The organism is Collinsella sp. OM07-12, assembly GCF_003438275.1.
Lineage (GTDB): Bacteria > Actinomycetota > Coriobacteriia > Coriobacteriales > Coriobacteriaceae > Collinsella.
Genome location: NZ_QSTQ01000003.1, coordinates 44,385 through 68,733 on the forward strand (window position 1 = coordinate 44,385; position 24,349 = coordinate 68,733).

General features: G+C 62.8%; 27 protein-coding genes. 6 read left to right on the forward strand and 21 right to left on the reverse strand.

Translation table 11 applies throughout. From position 1 onward, the window contains the following. Positions 1–337: 337 nt before the first annotated feature. The 4 genes from DXB98_RS01580 to dnaK all read right to left on the reverse strand — a co-directional run bounded on the left by DXB98_RS01580 (position 338) and on the right by dnaK (position 4,633). A complete protein-coding gene (locus tag DXB98_RS01580) occupies positions 338–754 on the reverse strand; it encodes a heat shock protein transcriptional repressor HspR (RefSeq protein ID WP_055250809.1) in 417 nt (138 codons plus the stop codon). 71 nt (positions 755–825) lie between these two features. After that, on the reverse strand, positions 826–1,791 hold the full coding sequence (locus tag DXB98_RS01585; RefSeq protein ID WP_117735383.1) for a DnaJ C-terminal domain-containing protein: 966 nt from the start codon (positions 1,789–1,791) through the stop codon (positions 826–828). 107 nt (positions 1,792–1,898) lie between these two features. Next, complete coding sequence (locus DXB98_RS01590; RefSeq protein WP_117742900.1) at positions 1,899–2,741, reverse strand: nucleotide exchange factor GrpE; 843 nt, start codon at positions 2,739–2,741, stop codon at positions 1,899–1,901. A 2-nt stretch (positions 2,742–2,743) separates the two neighbouring features. Continuing rightward, positions 2,744–4,633, reverse strand: coding sequence for a molecular chaperone DnaK (dnaK, locus tag DXB98_RS01595; protein WP_117742901.1), 1,890 nt, complete (start codon positions 4,631–4,633; stop codon positions 2,744–2,746). A gap of 505 nt (positions 4,634–5,138) precedes the next feature. Here dnaK and DXB98_RS01600 point away from each other — a divergent pair. Beyond that, a complete protein-coding gene (locus tag DXB98_RS01600; protein ID WP_006235216.1) occupies positions 5,139–5,324 on the forward strand; it encodes a DUF362 domain-containing protein in 186 nt (61 codons plus the stop codon). A 242-nt stretch (positions 5,325–5,566) separates the two neighbouring features. Here the strand turns inward: DXB98_RS01600 and DXB98_RS01605 are convergent, their stop codons facing one another. The 4 genes from DXB98_RS01605 to nadA are packed head-to-tail and all read right to left on the reverse strand — an operon-like array spanning position 5,567 to position 9,433. Then, entirely contained in the window at positions 5,567–6,112 is a 546-nt protein-coding gene (locus DXB98_RS01605) for a transcription repressor NadR (RefSeq protein WP_117742902.1), read from the reverse strand. Then, positions 6,112–6,972: a carboxylating nicotinate-nucleotide diphosphorylase gene (nadC, locus tag DXB98_RS01610; protein ID WP_117742903.1), complete on the reverse strand. Its 861-nt coding sequence runs from the start codon at positions 6,970–6,972 to the stop codon at positions 6,112–6,114. Before nadC ends, DXB98_RS01605 begins: the two co-directional genes overlap by 1 nt. 3 nt (positions 6,973–6,975) lie before the next feature. After that, a complete protein-coding gene (locus tag DXB98_RS01615; protein WP_199407092.1) occupies positions 6,976–8,379 on the reverse strand; it encodes an FAD-binding protein in 1,404 nt (467 codons plus the stop codon). A gap of 28 nt (positions 8,380–8,407) precedes the next feature. After that, positions 8,408–9,433, reverse strand: coding sequence for a quinolinate synthase NadA (gene nadA, locus DXB98_RS01620; protein ID WP_117742905.1), 1,026 nt, complete (start codon positions 9,431–9,433; stop codon positions 8,408–8,410). Positions 9,434–10,112: 679 nt separating this feature from the next. Here nadA and DXB98_RS10345 point away from each other — a divergent pair. Both DXB98_RS10345 and DXB98_RS10350 read left to right on the forward strand, forming a co-directional pair. Further along, on the forward strand, positions 10,113–10,307 hold the full coding sequence (locus DXB98_RS10345; protein ID WP_233505055.1) for a hypothetical protein: 195 nt from the start codon (positions 10,113–10,115) through the stop codon (positions 10,305–10,307). 108 nt (positions 10,308–10,415) lie between these two features. Then, on the forward strand, positions 10,416–10,664 hold the full coding sequence (locus DXB98_RS10350) for an integrase core domain-containing protein (RefSeq protein ID WP_233505056.1): 249 nt from the start codon (positions 10,416–10,418) through the stop codon (positions 10,662–10,664). Here DXB98_RS10350 and DXB98_RS01630 read toward each other — a convergent pair. Genes DXB98_RS01630 through DXB98_RS10540 form a run of 3 tightly spaced genes read right to left on the reverse strand, consistent with a single transcriptional unit; the run spans position 10,571 to position 12,989 of the window. After that, complete coding sequence (locus DXB98_RS01630; protein ID WP_117742906.1) at positions 10,571–10,774, reverse strand: hypothetical protein; 204 nt, start codon at positions 10,772–10,774, stop codon at positions 10,571–10,573. The genes DXB98_RS10350 and DXB98_RS01630 overlap by 94 nt on opposite strands. 4 nt (positions 10,775–10,778) lie before the next feature. Beyond that, positions 10,779–12,521 carry an ABC transporter ATP-binding protein gene (locus tag DXB98_RS01635; RefSeq protein ID WP_117742907.1) on the reverse strand — a complete coding sequence of 581 codons (1,743 nt, stop codon included), beginning with the start codon at positions 12,519–12,521 and terminating at the stop codon, positions 10,779–10,781. Then, positions 12,522–12,989: a hypothetical protein gene (locus DXB98_RS10540; RefSeq protein WP_158553121.1), complete on the reverse strand. Its 468-nt coding sequence runs from the start codon at positions 12,987–12,989 to the stop codon at positions 12,522–12,524. 44 nt (positions 12,990–13,033) lie between these two features. Between DXB98_RS10540 and DXB98_RS01645 the strand changes: the two genes are divergently transcribed. Then, positions 13,034–13,537 (forward strand): TatD family hydrolase, encoded by a 504-nt coding sequence (locus tag DXB98_RS01645; protein WP_158553122.1) that lies wholly within the window; start codon positions 13,034–13,036, stop codon positions 13,535–13,537. Positions 13,538–13,601: 64 nt separating this feature from the next. Here the strand turns inward: DXB98_RS01645 and DXB98_RS01650 are convergent, their stop codons facing one another. The 9 genes from DXB98_RS01650 to DXB98_RS01690 form a co-directional block, all read right to left on the reverse strand. Further along, on the reverse strand, positions 13,602–14,708 hold the full coding sequence (locus DXB98_RS01650) for a DUF871 domain-containing protein (RefSeq protein WP_117742909.1): 1,107 nt from the start codon (positions 14,706–14,708) through the stop codon (positions 13,602–13,604). Next, a complete protein-coding gene (locus tag DXB98_RS01655; protein ID WP_117742910.1) occupies positions 14,701–16,161 on the reverse strand; it encodes a glycoside hydrolase family 1 protein in 1,461 nt (486 codons plus the stop codon). Before DXB98_RS01655 ends, DXB98_RS01650 begins: the two co-directional genes overlap by 8 nt. A gap of 105 nt (positions 16,162–16,266) precedes the next feature. Then, a complete protein-coding gene (locus DXB98_RS01660; RefSeq protein WP_117742911.1) occupies positions 16,267–17,571 on the reverse strand; it encodes a PTS sugar transporter subunit IIC in 1,305 nt (434 codons plus the stop codon). A gap of 34 nt (positions 17,572–17,605) precedes the next feature. After that, a complete protein-coding gene (locus tag DXB98_RS01665) occupies positions 17,606–17,902 on the reverse strand; it encodes a PTS sugar transporter subunit IIB (protein WP_117742912.1) in 297 nt (98 codons plus the stop codon). Between the two features lie 71 nt (positions 17,903–17,973). Next, positions 17,974–18,309: a PTS lactose/cellobiose transporter subunit IIA gene (locus DXB98_RS01670; protein WP_117742913.1), complete on the reverse strand. Its 336-nt coding sequence runs from the start codon at positions 18,307–18,309 to the stop codon at positions 17,974–17,976. Positions 18,310–18,360: 51 nt separating this feature from the next. Then, complete coding sequence (locus tag DXB98_RS01675) at positions 18,361–20,307, reverse strand: BglG family transcription antiterminator (RefSeq protein ID WP_117742914.1); 1,947 nt, start codon at positions 20,305–20,307, stop codon at positions 18,361–18,363. A 24-nt stretch (positions 20,308–20,331) separates the two neighbouring features. Further along, entirely contained in the window at positions 20,332–20,892 is a 561-nt protein-coding gene (locus DXB98_RS01680) for an HAD family hydrolase (protein WP_369831381.1), read from the reverse strand. After that, positions 20,826–21,035: a UTRA domain-containing protein gene (locus DXB98_RS10565; RefSeq protein WP_117742962.1), complete on the reverse strand. Its 210-nt coding sequence runs from the start codon at positions 21,033–21,035 to the stop codon at positions 20,826–20,828. Before DXB98_RS10565 ends, DXB98_RS01680 begins: the two co-directional genes overlap by 67 nt. Before the next feature lie 78 nt (positions 21,036–21,113). Then, positions 21,114–21,461 carry a hypothetical protein gene (locus tag DXB98_RS01690; protein WP_117742916.1) on the reverse strand — a complete coding sequence of 116 codons (348 nt, stop codon included), beginning with the start codon at positions 21,459–21,461 and terminating at the stop codon, positions 21,114–21,116. A gap of 242 nt (positions 21,462–21,703) precedes the next feature. Here DXB98_RS01690 and DXB98_RS01695 point away from each other — a divergent pair, with 242 nt between their 5' ends. Further along, positions 21,704–22,426: a LytTR family DNA-binding domain-containing protein gene (locus tag DXB98_RS01695; RefSeq protein ID WP_117742917.1), complete on the forward strand. Its 723-nt coding sequence runs from the start codon at positions 21,704–21,706 to the stop codon at positions 22,424–22,426. Further along, positions 22,426–23,703 (forward strand): sensor histidine kinase, encoded by a 1,278-nt coding sequence (locus DXB98_RS01700; protein WP_117742918.1) that lies wholly within the window; start codon positions 22,426–22,428, stop codon positions 23,701–23,703. The genes DXB98_RS01695 and DXB98_RS01700 overlap by 1 nt, the downstream gene beginning before the upstream one ends. Positions 23,704–23,721: 18 nt before the next feature. Here DXB98_RS01700 and DXB98_RS01705 read toward each other — a convergent pair whose 3' ends face one another. Further along, the gene (locus tag DXB98_RS01705; protein WP_117735376.1) at positions 23,722–24,297 is read right to left on the reverse strand and encodes a hypothetical protein; all 576 of its coding nucleotides are present in this window, start codon (positions 24,295–24,297) and stop codon (positions 23,722–23,724) included. Between the last annotated feature and the right edge of the window lie 52 nt (positions 24,298–24,349).

Here is a 24,349-nt window from a genome sequence, read left to right on the forward strand (position 1 = left end):
AATTTGAGCGCATAGCATACATTCGTTCAATATCGTGCCATAGAACGGTTGCAAGTGGGTTACGAATCTACACGTTCACTTTATCTCAGTAAAGCATAAGGCGAGCCGGGGGGCGGGAAGACGGGTTTGGCGCACGGAATGTCCCCAAGTGCCGGCAGAAAAGGAACGTCCCCAAGTGCCGGCAGAAAAGGAACGTCCCCAAGTGCCGAAATGGCGAGAGTGGATAATCTCCCACTTTGAGCCTGCACAAAGGCCAAAAACGGGAGATTATCCACTCTCATTCTGTGGGTACTCATTTAAGTACGTCCCCAATGAGTGCCCGGCGGCGCCGGCGGAACTACAGGTCGCCGCCCGTGCCCAGTAACTTGCGCATGACTTGCTCGGGGTTGACCGAGCCATCGCGCGGGGCCAGTGCGGTGATCTTCTTCTGCATCTTGTACTCGTGCAGCTCGTCCTCGAGCTGGCGCACGCGGGCGCGGAGCTTCTCGTTTTCGCGCTCGCGCTCCTCGGCACGCTCCTTCATATCGAGAATGCGCACCACGCCGGCAAGGTTGATGCCCTCATCGGTCAGCTGGTTGATGAGCTCCAGGCGCTCGATATCGGCACGCGAATACAGGCGCGTGTTGCCGCCCGAGCGCTGGGGGTTCACCAGGCCCTTGGACTCGTAGACGCGCAGAGTCTGCGGGTGCATGCCGGTCAGCTCAGCCGCCACGCTGATCATGTACAGCGGTTTGTTCCTATTGTCCTCGGCCATGCTACCTGACCCCTTTCCGTTTCGCACGTCTACATCATAAGCCCGCGGACGCGGGCGGGCACACAGGCGCCCTAGTACGTCGCCTTGTAACGGTTGACCTTCTCGCGATAGTCGCGCGTGTCGGCCTCGCGCAGTTTGGTCATCGCGTCGCGCTCGTCATCGGATAGGTTCGTGGGAACCTGCACCCTGATCTCGACGAGCAGCGCACCCGTGCGGCCGCGGTGCTTAACGTCGGGCGCGCCCATTTCCTTAAAGCGAAACTTCTTGCCCGTCTGGGTACCCGCGGGCACCTTCAGACGAACCGTCGCGCCACCGGGCGTGGGCACGTCCACCGTGCAGCCGAGTGCCGCCTCGTAGACCGAAATCGGCACCTCCATGGTCACATCGGCGCCCTTGCGCTTAAACAGCGGGTGCTCCTCCACGTGCGTGGTCACGACCAGGTCGCCGCGCTCGCCGCCGGCGACGCCGTACTCGCCGCGACGCTTGTAGCGCAGCTTGCCGCCATCCACGGCGCCCGCAGGCACCGAGACCGTGATGGTCTGCTGCTCGCCCGTCGAGGGAATGCGGTAGGTGACCTTGTGCGTCACGCCGCGGAATGCGTCCTCGGCCGTTACGTCGACAGTCAGCGACAGGTCGCCGCCCTTGCGCGCGCGACTGCGGCCCGCGCCGGCACCGGCATTACCCGCGGCCCCGGCAAAGCCCGAGCCCCAATCGCTGCCCCAGGCGCCGTTGCCGCTAAAGATGCTGTCGAAGATATCACCCCAGCCGCTCGCGCCGGCACCGGCGCCGTAGCCACCGCTATACGCGCCGCCCGCGCCCGGCATGCCGCCGAACATGAGCATCTGGTCGTACTCTTTGCGCTTCTTCTCGTCCGAAAGCGTCTCGTAGGCCTCGCTGATCTCCTTGAACTTGGCCTCGTCGCCGCCGGCATCGGGGTGATATTTTTGCGCGAGCTTGCGAAACGCGCTCTTGATCTCTTTGTCGGAGGCGCTCTTGGATACGCCCAGGATGTCATAGAAGGTTTTGCCTGCAGCCATCGTAGCTCCTCTCCTGTTTCATCCACCGTCCAACGGGCGGCGGCTCATACTGTCATATGGCACTAGGCCAGAAAGGGCCCCGGGTGTTGCCCCGGGGCCCTTCTCAATTACTCCTCGGTGCTCTCGGCCGTGTCGGCCGCAGCATCCTCGGGCGCCGCTTCGGGCTCCGGTGCGGGGCGCTTCTCGCCACCGTAGGTCACCGTCACCATCGCGGAACGCAGGATGCGGTCCGCCATGCGGTAGCCCTTCTGGTACACGTCGTTGACGGTCTCGTCGTACTGCGACGCGTCCTCGACGCGACCCACGGCCTGGTGCTCGAGCGGATCGAACGCCTCGCCCTTGGGGTCGATGGGCTCAACGCCCTCGTGCGCAAACACATCGAGCAGCTTGGCATGCACCGCATCGACGCCGTCGACGAACTGCTTAAAGTCGTCGGCAAGCTCCTGGCTGCGGGCATGGTCGATCGCACGCTCGATATCGTCGACCACCGGCAGCAGCGCGGTGACGAGCTTCTCGGTCGCGCGCTCGCGCTCGGCGATGCGCTCGTTGGCGGTGCGACGACGGAAGTTCTCCCAGTCGGCCTGCAGACGGGCGGTGCGCTCGGTGGCGTCCTTTGCCTTGTCCTCGGCGGCCTTCTGAGCCTCTGCCGCAGCATCGAGCTCATGACGAACGTCGGCAAGCTCCTTCTGGGCCTGCTCGAACTTGAACTTAAAGTCGTTGTCGGCGGCTTCCTCACCGGCGCGGATAGCGGCTTCCACCATCTCGTCCTCGGTCATCGTCGCCTCCTTGTTGGAATCCTCTACCTGGTTCTCGGCAGCCTCGGCGGCCGGGGCCTCGTTGGCCTCGGTATCGTCTACGGCCTCTACGGGAATCTTCACGTCCTTCTCCTCAGAGTCAACGGGGGCGGCGCTGGGGGCAGCCGCCTCCGTGCGAGCTTTACAGTCGGACATGATTACTTGTCCTCGTCGTCTACAACCTCGTAGTCGGCGTCGACCACATCGTCGTCGGTCTGGGCGCCGGCGGCACCGTCGGTCTGCTGCTGAGCGTCGGCGTAGACAACCTGAGCCAGCTCGTAGGCCACGGACTGCAGGGACTCGCCAGCGGCCTTGATGGCCTCGACGTCAGAGCCCTCGAGCGCCTTCTTGGCGTCGGCGATAGCGGCCTCGGCCTTGGACTTCACATCGGCGGAAACCTTGTCGCCCAGCTCGTTGAGGGTCTGCTCGGTGGAGTAGCACAGGCTGTCGGTCTGGTTGCGGACCTCGACCTCTTCCTTCTGCTTCTTGTCCTCCTCGGCATGAGCCTCGGCGTCCTTGACCATACGATCGACTTCGTCGTCGGAAAGCGCGGTAGAGCCGGAGATGGTGATCTGCTGCTCCTTGCCGGTGCCCTTGTCCTTAGCGGAGACCTTGACGATGCCGTTGGCGTCGATGTCGAAGGTGACCTCGATCTGCGGCACGCCGCGGCGGGCGGCCGGGATACCGGTCAGCTGGAACTTACCAAGCGACTTGTTGTCGCGGGCAAGCTCGCGCTCGCCCTGGAGCACGTTGATCTCGACGCTGGTCTGGTTGTCGGCAGCGGTGGAGTAGACCTCGGTCTTGGAGGTCGGGATCGTGGTGTTGCGGTCGATCATCTTGGTCATGATGCCGCCCATGGTCTCGACACCCAGCGACAGCGGGGTAACGTCGAGCAGCAGGATGCCCTCGACGTCGCCGGTGAGCACGCCACCCTGGACGGCAGCGCCGTCGGCAACGACCTCGTCGGGGTTCACGGACATGTTGGGCTGCTTGCCGGTCATGGTCTTGACGAGCTCCTGGACGGCGGGCATACGGGTGGAGCCGCCGACGAGGATGACCTCGGTCAGATCAGAGAGCTTGAGCTTAGCGTCGCGCAGGGCGTTGGTGACAGGCTGCTTGCAGCGCTCGAGCAGGTCGCGGGTGATCTTCTCGAACTCGGCGCGGGTCAGCGTGTAGTTGAGGTGCAGCGGGCCGGACTGGTTCATGGTGATGAACGGCAGGTTGATGGTAGACTGCTGGGCGGCGGAGAGCTCCTTCTTGGCGTTCTCGGCGGCCTCCTTCAGACGCTGCAGGGCCATGGGGTCCTGACGCAGGTCGATACCGTTCTCCTGCTGGAACTTGTCGGCCATCCAGTCGATGACGCGCTGATCCCAGTCGTCGCCGCCCAGGTGGTTGTCACCCGAGGTGGACAGAACCTCAAACACGCCGTCGGCGAGGTCGAGGATGGAGACGTCGAAGGTGCCGCCGCCCAGGTCGAAGACCAGGATGCGCTGGTCGGAGCCCTGCTTGTCCAGGCCATAGGCCAGAGCGGCAGCAGTCGGCTCGTTAACGATACGCTTGACGTTGAGGCCGGCGATCTTACCGGCGTCCTTGGTGGCCTGACGCTGGGCGTCGTTGAAGTAGGCCGGGACGGTGATGACGGCGTCGGTGACGGTCTCGCCCAGATACTTCTCGGCGTCGGCCTTCATCTTTGCGAGCACCATGGCGCTCACCTGCTCGGCGGTGTAATCCTTGCCCTCGATGTCGACGACGGCACGGCCGCCCTGGCCCTCCTTAACCTCATACGGCACGGTCTTGAGCTCGGAGGTGCACTCGGAGTACTTACGGCCCATGAAGCGCTTGATGGAGAACACGGTGTTCTTGGGGTTGGTGACAGCCTGGTTCTTAGCGGCCTTACCCACGACGCGGTCGCCGTCGGCACGGAAGCCCACGACGGACGGGGTGGTGCGGTCGCCCTCGGCGTTCACGATGATGGTCGGAGAACCGCCCTCGAGGACGGCCATAGCGGAGTTAGTAGTACCAAGGTCGATACCAAGAATCTTGCCCATTAGAAATTCCCTCTCTCTTGTGCGTTTGCGCCGCCTCGGCGGTCTGTCGCGCGGTGCTTCGGCTTGTCTTTCAGGATGTAGTGTATCCCCTTATGGGCCGGAATATACAAAATCTAAGTCAATTCATATAAGATTTCTTATTGCTCAGAGTTTAGGTTCGCAAAATCGCAGGTAGAAGCGCTATTTGAGTTCTCGGCAAATCTATTGAGATCTATGTAGAGATGGCTGAGGTTTGGGTCCCGGAGCTCTGCATGTCATTTCTAGCCCGTCCACAAATGGCAGGATACTTGCTCAATCGCTCAATATTTTGAGTCACCTTTAGCTAACATTTGCGCAGCTCGGCGACCCCACCTGCGTGTTTTTTAGTAAGCCGCGGCATACTCGGCGAACGGTATGAAGATGCCGGCCAGAGGGTATTGCAAACGGTCGCTCCCGTGGTATGTTTTTGCCCGAATCAAACCGACGCGCATCGCCTGTAGCGTCGGTCAACAGAGAGGAAACTACCATGGCTCATCCCGTAATTGATGCCGACGAGTGCATCGCTTGTGGCGTTTGCGTCGACTCCTGCCCCGCTGGCGTTCTGGAGCTCCAGGACGTCGCTACCGTCGCTGACGAGGACTCCTGCGTCGCCTGTGGCGCTTGCCAGGACGCTTGCCCCGCTGGCGCGATCACCGAGATCGTCGAGGAGTAACAACTCCCCCACTTGCACACTCAAAAGTACACCGTGCACAAAAAGGAGGCCTCCGCATCGCCGCGGAGGCCTCCTTATTTTGTTTGTGCGGATAACTAATTTGGCACCGCCGCAGGTTGAGCATAAGTCAGCGAAAACGCCCCTAAGCGAGCAAGGTGACGTGAAAGAGGAGGGAAGCGTACTTTGGTACGCGACCGACGATTGAACGTCAGATTGCCGCTTAGGGGCGTTTGCAGCGTCGGCTACGATAGGTCGCCCTCGTAGGGCATAAGGTCTGCGAGGTAGCCTTTCTCCTTGAGCATAGTCTCGATCTCGTCGAGGGTCCGCTCGTCTTCCGCCGCGATGCGATGGAAGTGGTAGCCGCTCGTCACCGTCAGCAGCGGGAAACTCTTGCCGCTGGCAATACCCTCCAGATAGCGCTCGATATCGCGACGGTTGCGAATGTCCAGGTCGGCCGTGATCTTGCCATACACGCGGTGGTTGACAATCACGTTGAGCACGGCGCCGCCCGCGTCGACGATGCTCGTGAGCTCGTCACCCGCCTGCTCCACGCCATGGTGCACCTTGACCAGGCGCGTGGGCACCGCTGGGCTGCTCGGAGCCTCCTGCAGTACGTAGCCGCGATTGGTGGCAACGATGTCGTGCCCATCGGCACGCAGCAGGGCGATGTCCTGCACGACAACCTGGCGGCTCACACCCACCTCGCGAGCAAGCGCACCGCCCGAAACGGGACCTTTGGCTCCCTCGAGCACGCCCATAATGGCACGGCGACGCTCGCGGGCATCCATTATTTACCGTCCAGCAGACGCAGGTGCTTAAGCGAGAGGTCGAGGATCGGCGCAGAGTGCGTCAGCGCTCCCGAGCTAATAAAGTCGACGCCCAGGTCGGCAAGCGCGCGAATATTGCTCGCGTCCACGTTGCCCGAGCACTCGGTCTTGGCGCGGCCGGCGATAAGCTCGATGGCGGCAGCCATGTCATCGTGGGTCATGTTGTCGAGCATGATGATATCGGCACCGGCCTCCACGGCCTCACGTACCATGTCCAGGTTCTCGCACTCAATCTCGACCGTCGTGGTAAACGACGCATGGGCGCGCGCCATCTCGATCGCGCGTGCCACGCCGCCGGCGGCATCGATATGGTTGTCCTTGAGCATGACGGCCGTCGACAGGTTGTAGCGGTGGTTGCTGCCGCCGCCGATCTCAACCGCCGCCTTCTCAAACACGCGCATGCCCGGCGTGGTCTTGCGCGTGTCGACGAGCACGGTCTTGGTTCCCTCGAGCGCTGCGGCCATGCTGTGCGTGTAGGTAGCGATGCCGCTCATGCGCTGCAGGTAGTTGAGTGCCACGCGCTCGCCCGAAAGCAGCACGCGCGCGTCACCGCGCACTTGGCCCACGTGGTCGCCGGCATGCACCTCGTCACCGTCGGCAACATCAAACAGCACCGAGCTCTGCGAATCCAGCAGTTCAAAGGTACGAGCAAACACATCCAAGCCGGCGATGATGCCGTCGGCCTTGGCGATAAGCTCAACGGTAGCGGGACGCGCTGTGGGGCACACGCTCGCCGTGCTCACGTCCTCAAACGTAATGTCCTCGCGCAGAGCCTGCAGAATCAGATCATCGACGACGAGCTTCATGGTAATGGGATTCATGGTCTACTCCTCCACGGCCTGCGTGCCGGCGGCACGGGCCAAATCATCGATTGCCAGGGTGTCGGCGCTCAGAGCGCGATGGCGGCCATCGAGCGCGGGGTCACCCGCCTGCTCCACGGCCAGCGACTCGCCGGTACGCATGTACCAGGCGGCACGGCGGCCCCAGACCAGCGCCTCGAGCAGGCTGTTTGAAGCCAGGCGATTCTTGCCATGAACGCCGTTGCAGGCTGTCTCGCCCGCGGCATAGAGCTCGGGCATCGAGGTGCGGCCGTCCTTATCGACCCACACGCCGCCCATAAAGTAGTGCTGCGTGGGCGTAACGGGAATGGGCTCGTCCAAGATGTCGCGGCCGTCCTCCAGACAACGCGCGCGGATGTTGGCAAAGTGCCCGGTCACCACGTCGCGCTCGACGGGGGCAAAGCTCAGCCACTCGTGCTCGGTACCGTCGAGCTTCATCTGCTCGCGAATAGCGGCGGCGACCACATCGCGCGGCTGCAACTCGTCGGTAAAGCGCTCGCCGGCGGCGTTGAGCAAAATCGCGCCCTCGCCACGGCAGCTCTCGCTGATCAGGAAGGTGCGACCCGGCTGCGGCGAGAACAGCCCCGTGGGGTGGATCTGCACGTAGTCCAGGTGCTCCATCTTAATACCATGCTCCTGAGCGATATAGCAAGCATCGCCCGTGAGCTGTGGATAGTTGGTCGAGTGATCGTATACGCCGCCGATGCCGCCCGTTGCCCACAGCGTATGGCTGGCATGGATCTTAAACGGCTCGCCGGCATGCGCGCCCTCGGCGGCATTTGTCAACTCGTCGGCGGGACGAACCGAATTGTCCTCGTCCACGGAAACGGCGACGACGCCGGTGCACACCGTGACGCCGTCATGCTCGGCCGTCAGGATGTCGGTCATGGCCACGTGCTCCAAAATCTGCACGTTATCCAGCTTGCGAACGGCCTGAAGCAGCTTGGTCGTAATCTCCTTACCGGTGATATCGGCATGGAAGGCGATGCGCGGACGGCTGTGCGCGCCCTCGCGGGTAAAGTCGAGGCTGCCGTCGGCCTTGCGCTCAAAGTCCACGCCCACGGCCAACAAGTCGTTGATGACCGAACGGCTCGAGCGAATCATGATGTCGACGCTCTCGCGGCGGTTCTCGTAATGACCGGCGTGCATGGTGTCCTCAAAGAAGGCATCGTAGTCCGAGCCCTCGGGCAGCACGCAGATGCCGCCCTGCGCGAGCATCGAATCGCACTCGTCGACAGCGCCCTTGGAGAGCATGATCACGCGCATGCTCGTCGGCAGGTTGAGAGCCGCATACAGGCCCGCTACGCCACAGCCGGCAATAACGACGTCACACTCCATATCGGGGTATTGCTTGGTTTCCACAGGAATCCTCTCCCTTGAATGTGACATAAGGGACCGCCCCTCATGCCGCATTGTTCTAGCGCGCCGCGTACTCGAGCATGCGGTCGAGCGTGAGCTTGGCCTGATCGGCGGCCTCGTCCGACACGCCGATCTGCACCTCGCCCTCGCCCGTCTCCAGGCAGCGCACGAGCTTTTCGAGCGTGATGAGATCCATGTTGACGCAGGTGGGCTGCACCGCGGGGAAGTAGAACTTCTTGCCGGTGCCCTGGCAGCGGCGCTCGAGCTCGTAGAGCACGCCACGGACCGTCACGATAATGAATTCGCTCGCGTCCGACTCCTCGGCATACTTGATGATGCCGGCGGTGGAGCCAATGTAGTCGGCCTCGGCAAGGACATCGGCCTTACACTCAGGGTGCGCCAGCACGAGCGCGTCGGGATGCGCCTCTTGCGCATCGACGATCTGCTCGACGGTGATGATATGGTGGCGCGGGCAGTAGCCATTGTTGAGGATGACGTGCTTTTGCGGCACCTGCTCGGCTACAAAGCGGCCCAGGTTTTGATCGGGGATAAACAGGACGTGCTGCTGCGGCAGCTCGGACACGATCTTGACGGCGTTGGAGCTGGTGACGCACACGTCGCTCCAGCTCTTGATCTCGACCGTCGAGTTGACGTAGCAGACCACGGCCAGGTCGTCGCCATACTCGGCGCGGGCGGCGTCGACCGTCTCGCGCTTGACCATGTGAGCCATGGGGCAGTCTGCGCCTGGCTCGGGCAGCAGCACGGTCTTAGTGGGATTGAGCAGCTTGGCACTCTCGCCCATAAACTCCACGCCGCACAGCACGATGGCCTGCTGCGGCAGGCTCTTGGCGAGCTTTGCCAGGTAGAAGCTGTCGCCGACGTAATCGGCCACAGCCTGGACCTCGGGCGCCACGTAATAGTGTGCCAGGATCACCGCGTCGCGTTGGGTTTTTAGTTGCCGAATGGCCTCGACGAGCTCTGCGGGCACCAGTGCCGCACGCTCCGTTGCCGTCGTTGCCGATGCTAGGCCGGCCGCGATATCGCGTGCAAGCTCCGATGCATCCATGTTCGCGCTCTGTGCCATCAAGGCCCCTCTCTTTTGGCGAATCTTGGGGCTTTAGTATGACACCTAGGTTTACAGCTGACAAGACAGCTGTAAACCTAGGTGTAAAGTTGAAATAAAGATTCAATCATGCGGCAGGTCCATTTTCGAACTGGCAAGCTGAGGATAGTTGAAAATGGACCCGCCCCAAGATTCGAGCAGCCCTTTTGTCCTGGCCCGAGAGGCAGTGGTCAAAAAAGGCCAAATATGAGTACTGTCACCAAATTAGTAGCAGCGATTTTCCGGTCCAGATCAGCAAAATCGCCTTGTTTGGAGCCCGATCGTGACTCTGACGGACGAAAATCGATGCGCTTTTGGCCGCTGGCACCGATTTTGGAGGCCATGTGGCTGCCACTAAACTGGTAACAGTACTCATATTTGGCCTTTTTTGACCACCGGGCTTCCGGCAGGCCCCAAAAGCGGGCCCGAATCGCTCGATCCGGGCCCGCTGGGGGTAACGCGCACAGTCGTGGTGCAAGAAGCAAGGGAGGGCCAGCGCCTAGATATTCGACGAAAGGAAAGACGATGGCCCGCAGCGACATGCTATCCCAGCCGGACCGGGGGCTCGGCCTCGACCGGCCCCAGACCGAGGCATTTCACCGACGAGTTCAAGAGGCAGATAGTCGACCTCCACAACGCCGGAAAGCCCAGGCGCGAGGCCATGGACGAATACGACCTCGGCAAGAGCACCGTGGAGAGGCGGGTCAAGCCGATAAACGCGACCGGCTCGCCGCGCGCCGCCGATAACCGCACGCCCGAGCAGAACCGGATCCTGGAGCTCGAGCGCGAGAACCGCAGGCTCCGGATGGAGGTCGACATCTTAAGACGAGCGGCGCCGGTATACGCTCGGAAATGAGGGCCATGGCGGCCAACGGGGACCGCTACCCCATATCGGCGCAGCGCGGGCATCGAGGTATTCCACACGGACCGCGGCAGCGAGTTCGACAACGCCGAGATCGACCTGATGCTCGAGGTCTTCGGCATAGAGAGGTCGCTGTCGGCCAAGGGCTGCCCCCACGACAGCGCCGTCGACGAGTCGGCCGACGGGATACCGAGGGCCGAGCTCGCCCGCCGCGAGGCGTTCGGCACGATGCGCGAGCTCCGGGCCAAGCTCTCGGACTACGTGCACCGGTACGACAACTTCAGGATCCACTCGGCGAGCCCGGCGGTGGACAGGCCCGCCAGCGCCTTGGTGACGCTCGTCTTGGAGTAGCCCAGCAGGCACGCTATGTCCACGTTGTGGCAGGAGCCGCGCTCGGAGCGGATGCGCAGGATGGCCTCCAGATAGTCCTCCGAGGATTCCGTGGAACGCTGCTTGTTCATCGGTTTACGCCCCCAGCCTCCAGTCGGCCGCCTCTTCGCGCATGCGGATGAAGCGGTGGTAGATCCCGTCTTCACGCATGAACTCGTCGTGCGTGCCGCGCTGCACGATGTGGCCGGCGTCCACGACGAGAATCTGGCCGGCGTTGCGCACCGTGTTCAGGCGGTGGGCGATGGTGACGAGCGTCTTGCCGCGCGTGAGCTCGCCGATCGCCTCCATGAGCAGATGCTCATTCTCGGGGTCGACGGAGCTGGTCGCCTCATCCAGGATGACGATGGGCGCGTCCTTCATGATGGCGCGCGCGATGGATATGCGCTGCCGCTCGCCGCCCGACAGGTCGGCTCCGCCCTCTTCCAGCACCGTGTCGTAACCTTGCGGAAGGCGCTCGATGAAGTCGTGGCATCGCGCGCGCTTCGCCGTGGCGACCACCTCATCGCGCGATGCATCCGGCCGCCCGAACCGTATGTTGTTCTCCACCGTGTCGTTGAACAGGTATACGTTCTGGAACACCAGGGATATATGCGAAAGTAGGCTCTCCGCCGTGCCGTCACGCACGTCCGCGCCGCCCACGCTCACGAATCCTTCATCGACGTCCCAGAACCGCGCGAGCAGGTTCACCAGCGTGGTCTTGCCCGACCCGCTTGGCCCCACGATGGCGCACGAGGTGCCCTCGGGGATGCGAAGCGTCACGTGGTCGATGACGCGCCGGTCGTCGTAGCCGAACGACACGTCGTCCATCGCCAGGTCGAAACCTCGCGGCGCAAGAGGCTCGTCGGTCGTGTCCTGACGCGGAACCGCGCACACCTCGTCCACGCGGTCGAGCTCGCCCTCTATCTTCTTAGTGAGAAAGGCGCTATTGTTCGCGCTGATCAGCTCGCCATAGATCATGAACGCGGCGACGAGCAGCGTGAGCGCCCACGAGAGTGGCAGCCCACCCGTGAGGTACAGGGCGCACGCCGCGAACAGCACCGCGCAGCTCGCCAGATTGAACACCAGCGCATAGAGCTTGAGAATTCCCTGGGCCGCCTGCTCCTGACGGTAGTCGACCAGGCGCTTCTGCTCGAAAGACGCCTTCGCCTCGGCAAGCGCCTCGTCGGGCGTGGCGAACGTGCGCAGCACCGCCATCCCGCGGGCGTACTCGATCACCTTGTCGGTCATGGCCTCCTGGGCGGCGGTTACCTCGCGCGTCACCGCGGTGGAGCGGCGGCGCAGCCATTCGAGCACCACAAGCCCCATGGCGATGCCCGCGAACGTGATGAACGCCACCGGCGGCGCGAACAGCATGAAATACAAGCTCATGATGACCGCCATCGCCACGCCACCCGAAAGACCGGTGAGGCAGATGGTCATGAACTCCTCCAGCTGGTGCAGCGTCGTGGTGAGCGTGGTGGTGATGGCGGAAAGGCGCTGCTCGGAGAAATAGCCCATGGGAGCACCCTTCAGCCGATCGCCCACGCGCAGGCGCATGTCGCGGAAGATGTGGAACCCCTCGGCGTCCATCTTGATGTCCACGAGGTATTGGAAGATATACTGGCCCGCCACGCTCGCCAGCAGGATGCCCAGGCACTGCAGCGCCACATCCGCACCCATATGGTCACGATTCTCGAGCGCCCACCACACCGCGGCAAGCATCCCGGACATGAAGAACGCTTTTAGGACGTTGCACACCATGCCAACAATGAGACTGCGTCGCGACGCAGGCGAGAAACTTCCCGCCACGTCGAGTATGCGTTTTACGATGGCGAACATCTACCTCGCCTCCTCGGGGCGGATGGCCGCCCAGTCTTCCACGTTTTTGTCCGTGAGCACCTCTGCCGCGCCCTGATGCTCACGCCACATGCGGGCGTACAGCGGGCAGCTTTGCAGCAGCTCATCGTGCCGCCCGCGCCCCACGATGCGCCCCGCGTCCATAACGAGAATCTGGTCGGCGCCCGTGATAGTCGAGAGCTGCTGCGCGCGAGGCGGGCGGGCGGACGCTCCGTCCGAGGTGCGCGGGAACGCAAATCCTTCCGGCGAGGATGCGCCCCCGGCGGGGGCTATCGCCTCGTCGACATGCACTGCCACCTGAGCCACATGGCGAACGGCCCAGAAGTCGCAGCCGCCGTACGGCAACGCGGTATCGCCCTGCTCGACGCCACGCTCGCACCGTCCGAGTACCCGGCAGCGTGCGAGCGCTTCGCCGCGGCACCCAACGTGCGTGTCGCTTCCGGGCTCCATCCCTGGCGCATCGAGGCGGGCCCTGCCGGCGAGAAGACGGCTGCGTGGGCGAAGTCGGGCTCGACTTCTCGCGCGCCCATGCATCGACGCGCGCGGCGCAGCTCTGCGCCTTCGACCGCATCGTGGCCGCCTGCGCCGCGCAGCCGCGCGCGGGCCGCGTCGTGTCCATCCATGCCGTGCACGCCGCCACAGAAGCGCTCGACATCCTCGAGCGCCACGGCCTCCCCGCGCACGCGACCTGCATCTTCCACTGGTTTTCGGGCAGCGGCGAGGACTTGAACCGCCTGCGCGCGCTCGGGTGCCTCGTCTCGGTCAACGAGTGCATGCTCGCGACCAGGCGCGGGCGCGCCTACGCGCGCCAACTGCCGGAAGACGCACTGCTCTTGGAGACGGATGCGCCCGCATGGCTCGATGCCCCCTGCTCCGCCGCAGAGCTGGAAGCCTCGCTCGCCCACACGCTCTCCCTGCTCGCCGAGATCCGCGGCACCTCTACGCAAACGCTCGCCCCCGCTCTTGCGGAGACGAGCGTGCGTCTCTTGCGATTGTAATCAGCAGATGCGCGGGGCGGCGCATCGCGCAACTCGATTAACCGCCCCGCCGCAGTCCGGACGGTTAGACCACATTGAACGTGAAGCGCGTGCCCGCACGCAGGCCGTCGAGCAGCATGAGCTCCGCGCCATCGATATACCCCACCACATTCGTCCGCCCGCTGTTTTCCATGGCCGCGAGCGCAATCTGAACCTCGCCGGCATACTGGCCGTAACCGTCGTTGTCCACGAGCACATCGCCCCGCCGGATATCGACCGTGTTGAAGGGAGCGACCTCCCCTTTCACCATCCGGCTCTCGACGGTGCGCACGAGATAGCCGTTTTGCTCGGGACGACACGACAGGCCGAGGCGCAGGCGCCGCTCAAGCTCCTTCGGCAAACCGGGAGCGCGATGCAAGGTGAACGCCATCGGGGCTGCGACGCCCGCAGCGATTGCCGCAAGCTCGCGCTCGCTCGCAAAGCAGTTGCCCACGATGATGTCATCCACGCAGCCGAGTTGCACGAGGTGACGGGCCTGCACGGCGGCGGGCAGATCGCGATGCATCTCAAGCGTAGGCAAACCGTCGCATGCCGGCCACGGGCCGAAGGCCTCCGGCTCCTGCGATGACACGAATGCCTGGAGTGGAAGCCCGCGCTCCTTCCACCGACGCGAGCAGGTCAGAAAATACTCGAGCGTCAGACCCGTGTAGCGATGCGGATAGTAGTTATGGCAGCCTACGATGCGCGCCGGCTCCCCACCGCTCGCGAGCAGCGCCCCGATGTGGTCGCACGCGTTTGCCGAGGCGTTGAGGCACACCCCGATGCCCGCCTCGTTGCGCGTGAGAAACGCCTCCTCCATCTCGGAGAGACCGAGATCGAGACGCATGACATCGCAGCCTATCTCCTGGAGAAATCCCAGATCGAGCTTGCCGCGCAAAACGCTCGCATTCACACCGAATCGCGCAAGCACCGAAGGGTTCACGTCGCAGAACACCTCGAAGCCGAGCGCATGCGCCTCGTCGGTCAAAGCCCGGTAACGTGCCGTGACTTCATCGCGTTCATCGCGGACGCCGAGCAGCGCCACGAACAGCACGCGATAGCCGTGACGGGCGGCGAGGCGCAGGTATTCTCGGCACGCCTCGGCAGAGGCGAATTCCGGGTAGAGGGAAATGCCCAACCGCACCTCACGCATGGGAGACCTCCCCGCCGAGATCCTCGCCGTTCGTCTCGATCACGCGCTGGTACCAATAGAACGAGTCCTTGCGGCTGCGCTCGAAGGTGCCCGTTCCGTCATCGTGGCGATCGACGTAGATGAAACCGTAGCGCTTCGCGAACTCGCCGGTCGAGGCGCTCACCAAGTCGATGGGGCCCCACGAGGTGTAACCCATGAGGTCGACGCCGTCGGCCACCGCCTCGGCCATCTGCTCGATGTGCTGGCGCAAATACTCGATGCGGTACGGGTCGTGGATGGAACCGTCCTCCTCGACCGTATCGTAGGCACCCAAGCCGTTCTCCACGAGCATGACGGGCTTCTGATAGCGATCCCAGATGGCATTCAGCGACCAGCGCAGGCCCACCGGATCGACCTGCCAACCCCAGTCGCTCGTCTTGAGGTAGGGATTCTTTGCGCCGAAGGCGAAGTTGCCGCCCGTCGTCTCGAGCTTCTCGGGATGCGCGGAGAGGCAGACCGACATGTAGTAGCTGAACGTGACGAAGTCGACCGTGCCGCGCGCGAGCGTCTCGGCGTCGTCCGGCTCCATCGCGACCTCGATGCCCTTCTCGGCAAAGTGGCGCCTCATGTAGCTGGGATAGTATCCTCGCACCTGAACATCGGAGCAGAACCAATTGGCCACGCGCATGCGCTGCTGCACGAGCACCGCGTCATCGGGATCGCAGGTATAGGGGTACATGAGCGCAAACGAGGACATGCAGCCGATGCGGTACTCGGGATAGCGCTCGTGGGCCAGAGCCGTCACGCGCGCGGCAGCGACGAGCATATGGTGCAGCGCTTGGAAGCGCTCGGCGGGGTTATCGGGCAGGCCGTTGACGGGCCCCTCGTACCCGCGGACGGTGCTCAAGTTGAGCACGGCCCCGCCGCGACCGATGCCCGTATTCATCTCGTTCAGCGTGAGCCAGTAGCGCACCTTGCCCCGATAGCGCTCGAACACGCAGGCGCAAAAGCGCTCGAAGCACGCGATGAGCTCATGGCCGGCCCAGCCGTTGTACTTGCTCGCCAGCGCATAGGGCATCTCATAATGGCTGAGCGTCACGATGGGCTCGATGCCGTGCTCGCGGCAGCAGTCGAACACGCGATCATAGAACGCCAGACCGAGCTCGTTGGGCTCCGCCTCCTCCCCCGTAGGGAAGACGCGCGTCCACGCAATCGAGAGCCGCAACGCCTTGAAGCTCATCTCCGCGAGCATCGCGATGTCCTCGCGATAGCGATGGTAGAAATCGCACGCCTCGTGGCTCGGATAGAACGTGTCCGGCTCAAGGGTCGGCGTGATGCGCTTGTCGACCTTATGCGAACCGGCCGTGCACACGTCAGGCACCGAGACGCCCTTGCCGTCCACATCCCATGCACCCTCGATCTGATTGGCCGAGATGGCGCCGCCCCACAAGAATCCATCGGGAAATCTACCCATGGAACACCTCCAAATACAACGAGGGGCGAGACTCGAAGAGCCGCGCCCCAATCACAAGTCACCCGCAGAGAGCGGGGCACATGCGCACATGCGCCAAGATGGTCCCTACGCTTCGGAAGCGGCCTTCTCGGCAGCCTCCTTCTCGCACAGCTGATGGTCATACACCTTCACGAACGGCAGGTAGACCAAGAAGGCGATGACGAAGGCCATAGGGGCAATGAAGAGGTTCTGCCACGCAAGGGAGGGCATGAAGCTCTGCATGATGATCGGCAGCTGCGTCATGATGAGCAGGTGGCCGGGCTGGAAGAAATCGAGCGAGTAGCCGATATAGGCAAAGAACATGATGATCATGGGGTTCAGGATAAACGGGATGGCCATGATGGGGTTATAGATGATGGGAGTACCGAACGCCATGGGCTCGGAGATGTTGAACACCGCAGGAACGATACCGGCCTTGCCCACAGCGCGAAGCTGCTCGGACTTGGAACGCATGCAAAGCACGGCGAGCGGCAGCACGTTGCCGCTACCACCGCAGCAAGACATGACGCCATACAGGGCGATCGGAGCGAACATGGCAGCCTGGCCGGAGGCGACGAGCTCGGCGTTCTGGGTGTAGAACTGGATCATGGGGGCCATGATGACCGGAGAGAGCACCATCGCGCCGTGGATGCCGAGACTCCAGAGCAGCTGGCACACAAACGCGAGTACGAACATGCCGGGCACCGACATGAGGGGCGTCAGCGGGATGGACAGGATACCGGCGATGGCGCCCGGGAGCACGACGCCGATGGTCATCTGGGCAAGCGTGTTGAGACCATGCCAGAGCAGGATGCAGATGACGAGCGGCACGAGGGTCGCGAAAGCGTCCGAAAGGAACTGCGGAACCGCGTCGGGCATCTTGAGGCTCACGTGATGCTTCTGGCAGAAATCGATGATCTTGACCGAAACCAGCGGGATGATGAGCGCGGTGAAGAGACCGGTGCCGCCAAGGTAGGTGGTGGCGAGCACTCTCATGGTCGAGCCATCCTGCAGGGTGACACTCTGAACGGGAGCACACACGAGCAGGAAGAGAATCATGGTGACGATGCCGTTCGCCAGCGCGCCCTCCATCTCCAAGTTCTTGGAGTAGATGTAGCCCACGGCGAAGGCCACGACGACGCCCAGGATGCCCATGGTCATGTTATAGGGCGTGGTGAGCCACATATAGGCGGCGTCGGTCGTCTCGAGCACGCCTACGATATCCAGCAGCGTGGCGACGACGGTGAAGATGGCGCCGGCGAGGATGACCGCCATGGCCGCCATCATGCCACCGCTGATGGCGGACAGGGCCTTGTTGGCCTGGAGCTTGCCGCCCCATTCCTGCAGCTTCATCATCACTGGGGATTGATACAGGTTGTCAAGTTTGGACATTGGTGTTCCGTTTCTCTTCGATCGAGACGGGTATCTAGCCCTGGACGAGAGACTCGATGAGCTTCATGATATTGGCGCAGTTGCCCGTGCCGTAATCGGTCGGCGGAATGACGGCGACCGGCATGCCGGACTCGGCGGCGATGTTGTCCTTCTGATAGGAAATCTGCGGACCCATGAGGATGCAGTCATACTCATGGCAGACCGTCTTGTACGTGTTGACGCTCTGGGCGGCGATGCTGAAATTGATCCCCTGCTCAGCGGCATACTTCTCAAGCTTCTTCATGAGAATGCTCGTGGACATCCCCATGGCGCAAACCAGCAATACCTTCATTGTTTTGATTCTCCTTGCATAACGGTCGTATCAACAAAGACGGCGGCCTTGAGCGCGCCATCCCGCCCGCATTACTCGGCGCGCGTCGCGTCGAGCTCGCGATACACATTCACGATCTCCTCGACCAGCTCCTGCGCGAGCATCGAGGTCATGAGATGGTCCTGGGCGTGCACGAGCATCACGTCGACGACGGTATGGTCGCCCGAAGCCTCCTTGGAAAGAAGCTGGGTCTGCACGTGATGGGCCTCGAGCGCGGCCTCCTTGCTCTGCTCGAGCAGGGCCTTCGCCGCCTCGAAATCATGCTCCTTGGCCTTCTTCAGCGCCTCGAAGGCGAGGCTGCGCGCCTGACCCGCCGAAGCGATGATGCCGAAGGAGATCATCTCGGTGCTCTGTTCCTCCTCTGCCATGGTTTTCACCTCCCTCTCGGTTTGCAAATATCTCAATGGAAAACGTATGGGCTATCGTGCGGAGCACGACTCGATGGGATCGACCAACTCGATGAGCGTCTGCCAAGAGCGCTCGGAAAGCAGGCGGTCGATGAACGCCTCGCTCAAAACCAGCTCAGACATCGCCGAGAAGAAGCCCTCGGAGACGTCGGTCGCATCGCGGGCGATTGAGACGAGGAACACCGCCTGCACCTCGCGACCTCCCCAGATGATGGGTTCGTCGGTGAGGGCGAGGGCCACGAAGCTCTGCGTGCTCGCCGCTTCGAGCGGGTGCGGCATGGCGACCCGGTTGCCGAATGCCGTCGGAGCCGTCTGCTCGCGGCGATACACCAAATCGAGGAAATCGGGCGAAAGGTCGTAGACGCGCGAGGCCTTGCCGACCAGCAGCTCGATTGCCTCCTCGGGCGTCGAGCACGACGCATGCGGCAGAAAAAGCTCCTCGCAGAACAGCGGGCGGGCATCCGACCGCCGCGAATCGGAAAGCAGGATTTCACGCACGTCGCTCACCTCTGCCGCGTCCAGAAAATAGCCCACTTGGCGTACCGGGACCGGCACCTCCTCGGCAAGCGGAACCGTCGTGAACACATAGTCGATGCGCGAGAAGTCGACGAAGCGCACGTGGGCGGCATCGCATGTCTCGATATGCTCGACGTACGAACCGAACTCCTGACGATAGCGGTGCTCCAGCAGCCGGGCGCTGCCCGAGCCCGAGGCACAGACCACCAGAATGCGTTTCTTGGGGGCATCGGTCTTTTGGCGCTCGAGCGCCAAGGCGAAGGAGAGAGCGATGTAGCCAATCTCTTCCTCGGAAAGCTCAGCTTCATAATGCGCCGCCAACGAGGAGCCCGCCTCGACGGCCATGGAATAGGCAAGCGGAAAACGCGACTTGATGTCCCCCAAGATGGGATTATCGAGATGCAGATGGTGATGCAAGCGCACCTCGAGCGGCACGAGATGGCGCGCGAGATTCATGCGCAGCTCCAAATCGTGCCTCAAGTCGAATCGGAACGTGCGCCACACCGCGTCGAGCATGCCCGTCACGACATCCCACACCTCATCCGAGATGACAAGCCCCGCCTCCTGATCATCCCCGGCATCGAAATCCCCGAGCAGGCGCTTGCCCGCCAGATGGATGGCGATATAGGCGACCTCCTCGTCGGGCAAAACGACGCCGGTGCGTGCGCCGATGGCATCGGAGATGCGCCGGGCAATCGGGAAACTCGGGGACTTCCGAATCTCGGTGAGCTGCTCGCCCTCCATGGGCACATAGCAACCTTCGCGTATCCGCAACAAAGCGATGACGATATGCGTGATGAGGTTGCGGTAGGCGACCGAGTTGATGGCGAAGCGTTCCTCGGTCGTCACGTCGTCGACGCAATCGGAAACCACGTCGAACAGCGCACGATACGCCTCGGCGTCGACCGAGAGGCGCGCCGCGCCCTTCAGCTCATCCGAGCCCTCCATGGCGAGGCTCGCGAGGCACAGACGCTTGGCCATCTCGGATCCGATGACCTTGATGCCATGATGGCTGCGCCTGTCGATGGCGAGGCCAAACTGCGCCAAGCGCTCCTCGACCTGTTTCAAATCGTTCGATATGCTCGTCCGGGATACATAAAGGACGCTCGCCAGTGTGTCGATGGCGATGTAATCACTGCGCGAGAGCAAATCGTTGAGGAGATAGGAGACGCGGGCCTCGGCCGTCTGGGGCAACGACGCACGCCGCTGCTTGCGCGCCTGCTCGAATATCGCATCAAGCGCCTGCTCGTCGGCGACGGAAACGGTATAGCCCCGCCCGCGCGCAAGGTCGATAGACGCGACGCCCTCAAGGCTGCGATTGACCGCCTGCACATGGTTGCGCACGGTACGAACGCTCACGCCGAACGCCTCGGCAAGCTCAGCGGGCTTGATGCCCTCGTGCTCCATGATGTGGAGCGCAAATCGCGCCAGCTGCACGTCCATCGGCTTTGACCTCCTTTCGCCTAGCTATGATACCAGCGGCGATGGGACGGGTTCTATACCCGGCTTTTCCCTTCCGAGAAGGAAAGCGTTTGCCGAAAACGAGCGCGCGGCGTGCGTGTGGCGCTCGCCGCGCTCTTTGAGACCCGCCAAGACCTCGTGCACGCCGGGATTCATCAGTGCGGCGTAATCGACCTCGCGCCCGTTCTTCCAATCCCGATAGATGCGCAGGGCCTCGTCCGGCGTCACCACGCGCCCGATGCGGCCCAACCAGTCGACGAGGGAGCGCTGGAACGACTGGAACGAGGCGCCCACGGTCGCCAACAGCTCCTCGTCGCTCACCTCGATGCCGAATTCCTCGAAGAACTCGCGCTGCTCGATCTGGTAATACGCCTCGGTATCGACGATGACGCCGTCCATATCGAAGATGACGGCTTTGAAGGGAAGGCTCCTTGGACCATGATGATGGTTCTCCTGAATCCACTCGTGCGCCGCAACGGCGAAGGGCGCCCTTCGCGACGCTACATCGAAAAGGTGTATCGCGACCCGATGATATATTGCTGCCCCACGTACAGCGGCTTGTTGAATTGATCGCGATACCTGCCCCTCAGATTGAAGAGGGGCTCGGCGAGAGGGACCTCGAGCAGTTTCGCGAGCTCGTCATTTGCCAGTTGGATACCAAGCGACTGCTCGCTGCCGCGAAACGCGCGACGATCCGTCCGCTCGCGAATCGCCGCCGTTTATGTTGCAGCTGGCGCTTCGTGCAACATTGAGGGCATATTGCTACCCTGTTTGATGTTGAACAGCCATCAAGTTTGCTCAACCCGCCAGTTAATCTTATCGTTCACGTAGACCGTGCCATCGATGTAGATCCTCACAGGATTAATCCGAGACGCATCCGGCGCGTCGATGGTGCAACCCGAAGATGGCGTGACCTTACCCTCAGCCGTCTTAAGTACGTAACTGCCCGGCTCGGAGATTTGGATGGATTCGTTGTTGGCCTGCGTAAGCGGCAGCACCTCCGCCTTCACCCCGTCTGGCATGATCTGAGTCTCGGCGCTGGCCACCGCTGGCGTCGCCACGAGTGCGCATGCCACGGTGGCGATGCTCAGCAGACGAGTCAACACAGCGCGCATCCCCATCTTCTTCTCCCTCATCACAGCTCCCCTTACCCCTATGCTTTCGCGATGTCCGATATCGCTTGGCACTGGCGGCCGGCATGCTCCCTCGTCAGCCGTCAGCTCAAATTGACATATATATCCACCTGGTATTGTGCAACCGCATGTTTTGACACCCTGCTGCTCGGCGCGAGTTGCGTACCGTGAGGCGCAAATGGAACGCACCCCCGCGGGCGGCGCGTGCACGATGTGGCAAAATCGAGGTACTAAGGGGGCCCAATATGCTCAAAATCATCGCCTGCGACGACGACGTCGCCTTTCTAGATAATCTGCACCGCATGATCAACCGCTGGTCTGCCGAGACGGGTACGGCGGTCGATGTTGCACTCGTTACGCGCGGCGAGGACCTGCTGGCACGCCATGCCGCATCGCGCGCCGACATTATCATGCTCGACATGATCATGCCGCTCGTCAACGGCATGGACACCGCCCGCGAGCTGCGCCAATCCGATACCGCCGTACGCTTGGTGTTTCTGACCTCATCGCCCGAGTTCGCGCTTGAGTCCTACGAGGTCCGCGCCTTCGACTACCTGCTCAAACCCGTGACCTACGAGCGCTTGGCGCAACTGCTCGACGAGCTTTCGAGCCTGCGTCCGGCCGCGACCGAAGAGCTCGTCATCAAAACGTCCTTTGGCTACCATGCCCTGCGCCTATCCGATATCGAATATGCCGAGGCTCGCAACAAGCACGTGGTCTTCCACCTGCGCGATGGCCGCGATATCGAGGCGCTCGAGCCGTTCCGCAGCATCGAGGACCAGCTGGCCCAAAACGCGACCTTCTTTAAATGTCACCGCAGCTACCAGGTCAACCTGCGCAATATCGACCACTTTAACCGCACGGATATCGTCATGCGCTCGGGCGCGTGCATCCCGCTGGCGCGCAGCTGCAAGCAGGGATTCCAGGATGCCTACTTTGCGGCACGGTTCGAGGGCGGGAGGCGCTGATGCTTTCCTCGGCAGAACTGGTACTTTGGGCAATCCACCATGCGACGACATTGCTCTTTGGCGTCTTTGCCTCGGCGGCTCTATGCGGCGTCGAGATCAACGGCCGCCATTCGCTCGAGCTGGTGGGGGTCGGCGCCGCAACCGGATGCGCATTCGGCCTTGCCAACGCCGTTGGCGGCGAGCTTTTCGCCCGACAGGCCTATCCGCTCGTCGTGCATCTGCCGCTTGTCGTCTACCTGTGCGTACGCTATCGCCTGAGTCCCCTGCTCGCCATCCTGGGCGTTACCAGTGCCTACCTGAGCTGCCAGTTCAGCAACTGGATGGGCATCGCCGCATTCGCCGTCACCGATTCGCAGGTCGCGTACTACGTGGCGCGCATCATCACCACGCTCGGCGTCTTTGCCGTCTTGTTGCATTGGGCAAGCGACATCGGCCCCCGCCTGGCGATCAAAAGCCCCACCGAGCTGGAGATTCTGCTCATCCTGCCGCTCGTCTACTACATCTTCGACTACGCCACCAACGTCTATACCACGCTCTTCCACTCGGGCTCGGTAGTAACCGTTGAGTTTTTGGCGTTCGCCCTCTGCGCGTTCTACCTTATGTTTCTTGCCGTCTACCTTCGCGAATACGAGGCAAAGGAAATCGCCGAGCGCGAGCGCTGGATGCTCGCGACCCGCGACAGCGCGGCCATCAAAGAGCTCGAAGCCTGGCGCCAGTCCGGACGCGAGCTCTCGGTTCTCCGTCACGACATGCGCCACTACCTGCGCGGTCTTGCGGCCCTGATCGAAGAGGGTCACACCGATGAGGCGCTCGAGCGCATCGACGCGCTCTGCGAGACCAACGACCGCACCGCTGTGCGCCGCTACTGCGCCAACGAAACGGTCAACATTGCGCTCTCGTCGCTTTCCGCGGACATCAACGCGCACGGCATCACCGCCGACCTGCGAGCCGCCGTGCCCGAAACCGTCCACGTGGGCGATGCCGATCTGTTCAGTGTGGTATCGAACGCCCTGGACAATGCCATCGCCGCGGCGAGCGCCGCCCCCGAAGGCAAGCGGTTTGTCGACCTGGACCTTCGCTACGAAGACGGTCAGCTTCTATTGCTGGTTTCCAACACGTTTGGCCGTGCGCCGCACATGGTCGACGGCATGCCCGTGGCTCAGCACACTGGGCACGGCTTTGGCACCAAGAGCATTAAACTTGCCGTCGAGCGCATGAACGGCAACTGCCAGTTCCGCATTAACGGCGACCGGTTTGAGCTGCGCGCCGTGATGTAGGGGCTGCCGCCAGCCTCGCTACAGCGGTGCAGCCGCCGGGGTCAGCTGCTTGATGTAGGCCCACATGCGCTGCTTAGCGGCCTTGTCGGTGAGTGCCGCCTCAAAGCCGTCGAGCGCGAGCACGCGGCGGCCCTGCACATGGGCGACCAGGCCGGGCTTGAGCATGGCGGTATCGAAGTCATCGATCGCCACGAGCATATCGGCGTAGGTCTCGCGCATGGCATCAGCCGCGTTGTTGTCGAGCAGTAGCACCGCCTCGGGGTCCAAGGCCTCAAGCGCCTCGCGGAACAGCTCGCACGGCAGAGTCTCGCCCACCGCGACCGCTCCGTCACCCGCGCCGGCGACGCTTGCCAGCACGCAAAAATCCTCGGGCGCGTAGCCGATGGCCCCAAGCGCCTTGCGCAACGCCGCGCCATCCGGGCCGGCGGCAAGCTCGCCACCCAAACGTTCGGCCTCGTCCAAATCGCCTTTGACCAGTACGATCGGCGAGCACGCGTTGCCCGCGATACGCACGCCACGGATCGCAAGCGATGTGAGCTCCTGCTCAGCCGCCTGGGCGATGGCTTCTTTTTTCTGGCTTTGTGACGTGGACATGCGCTCTCCAATCGTTTGCGTGCCAACCATTATATAAAAGAGCCGCCTGCGA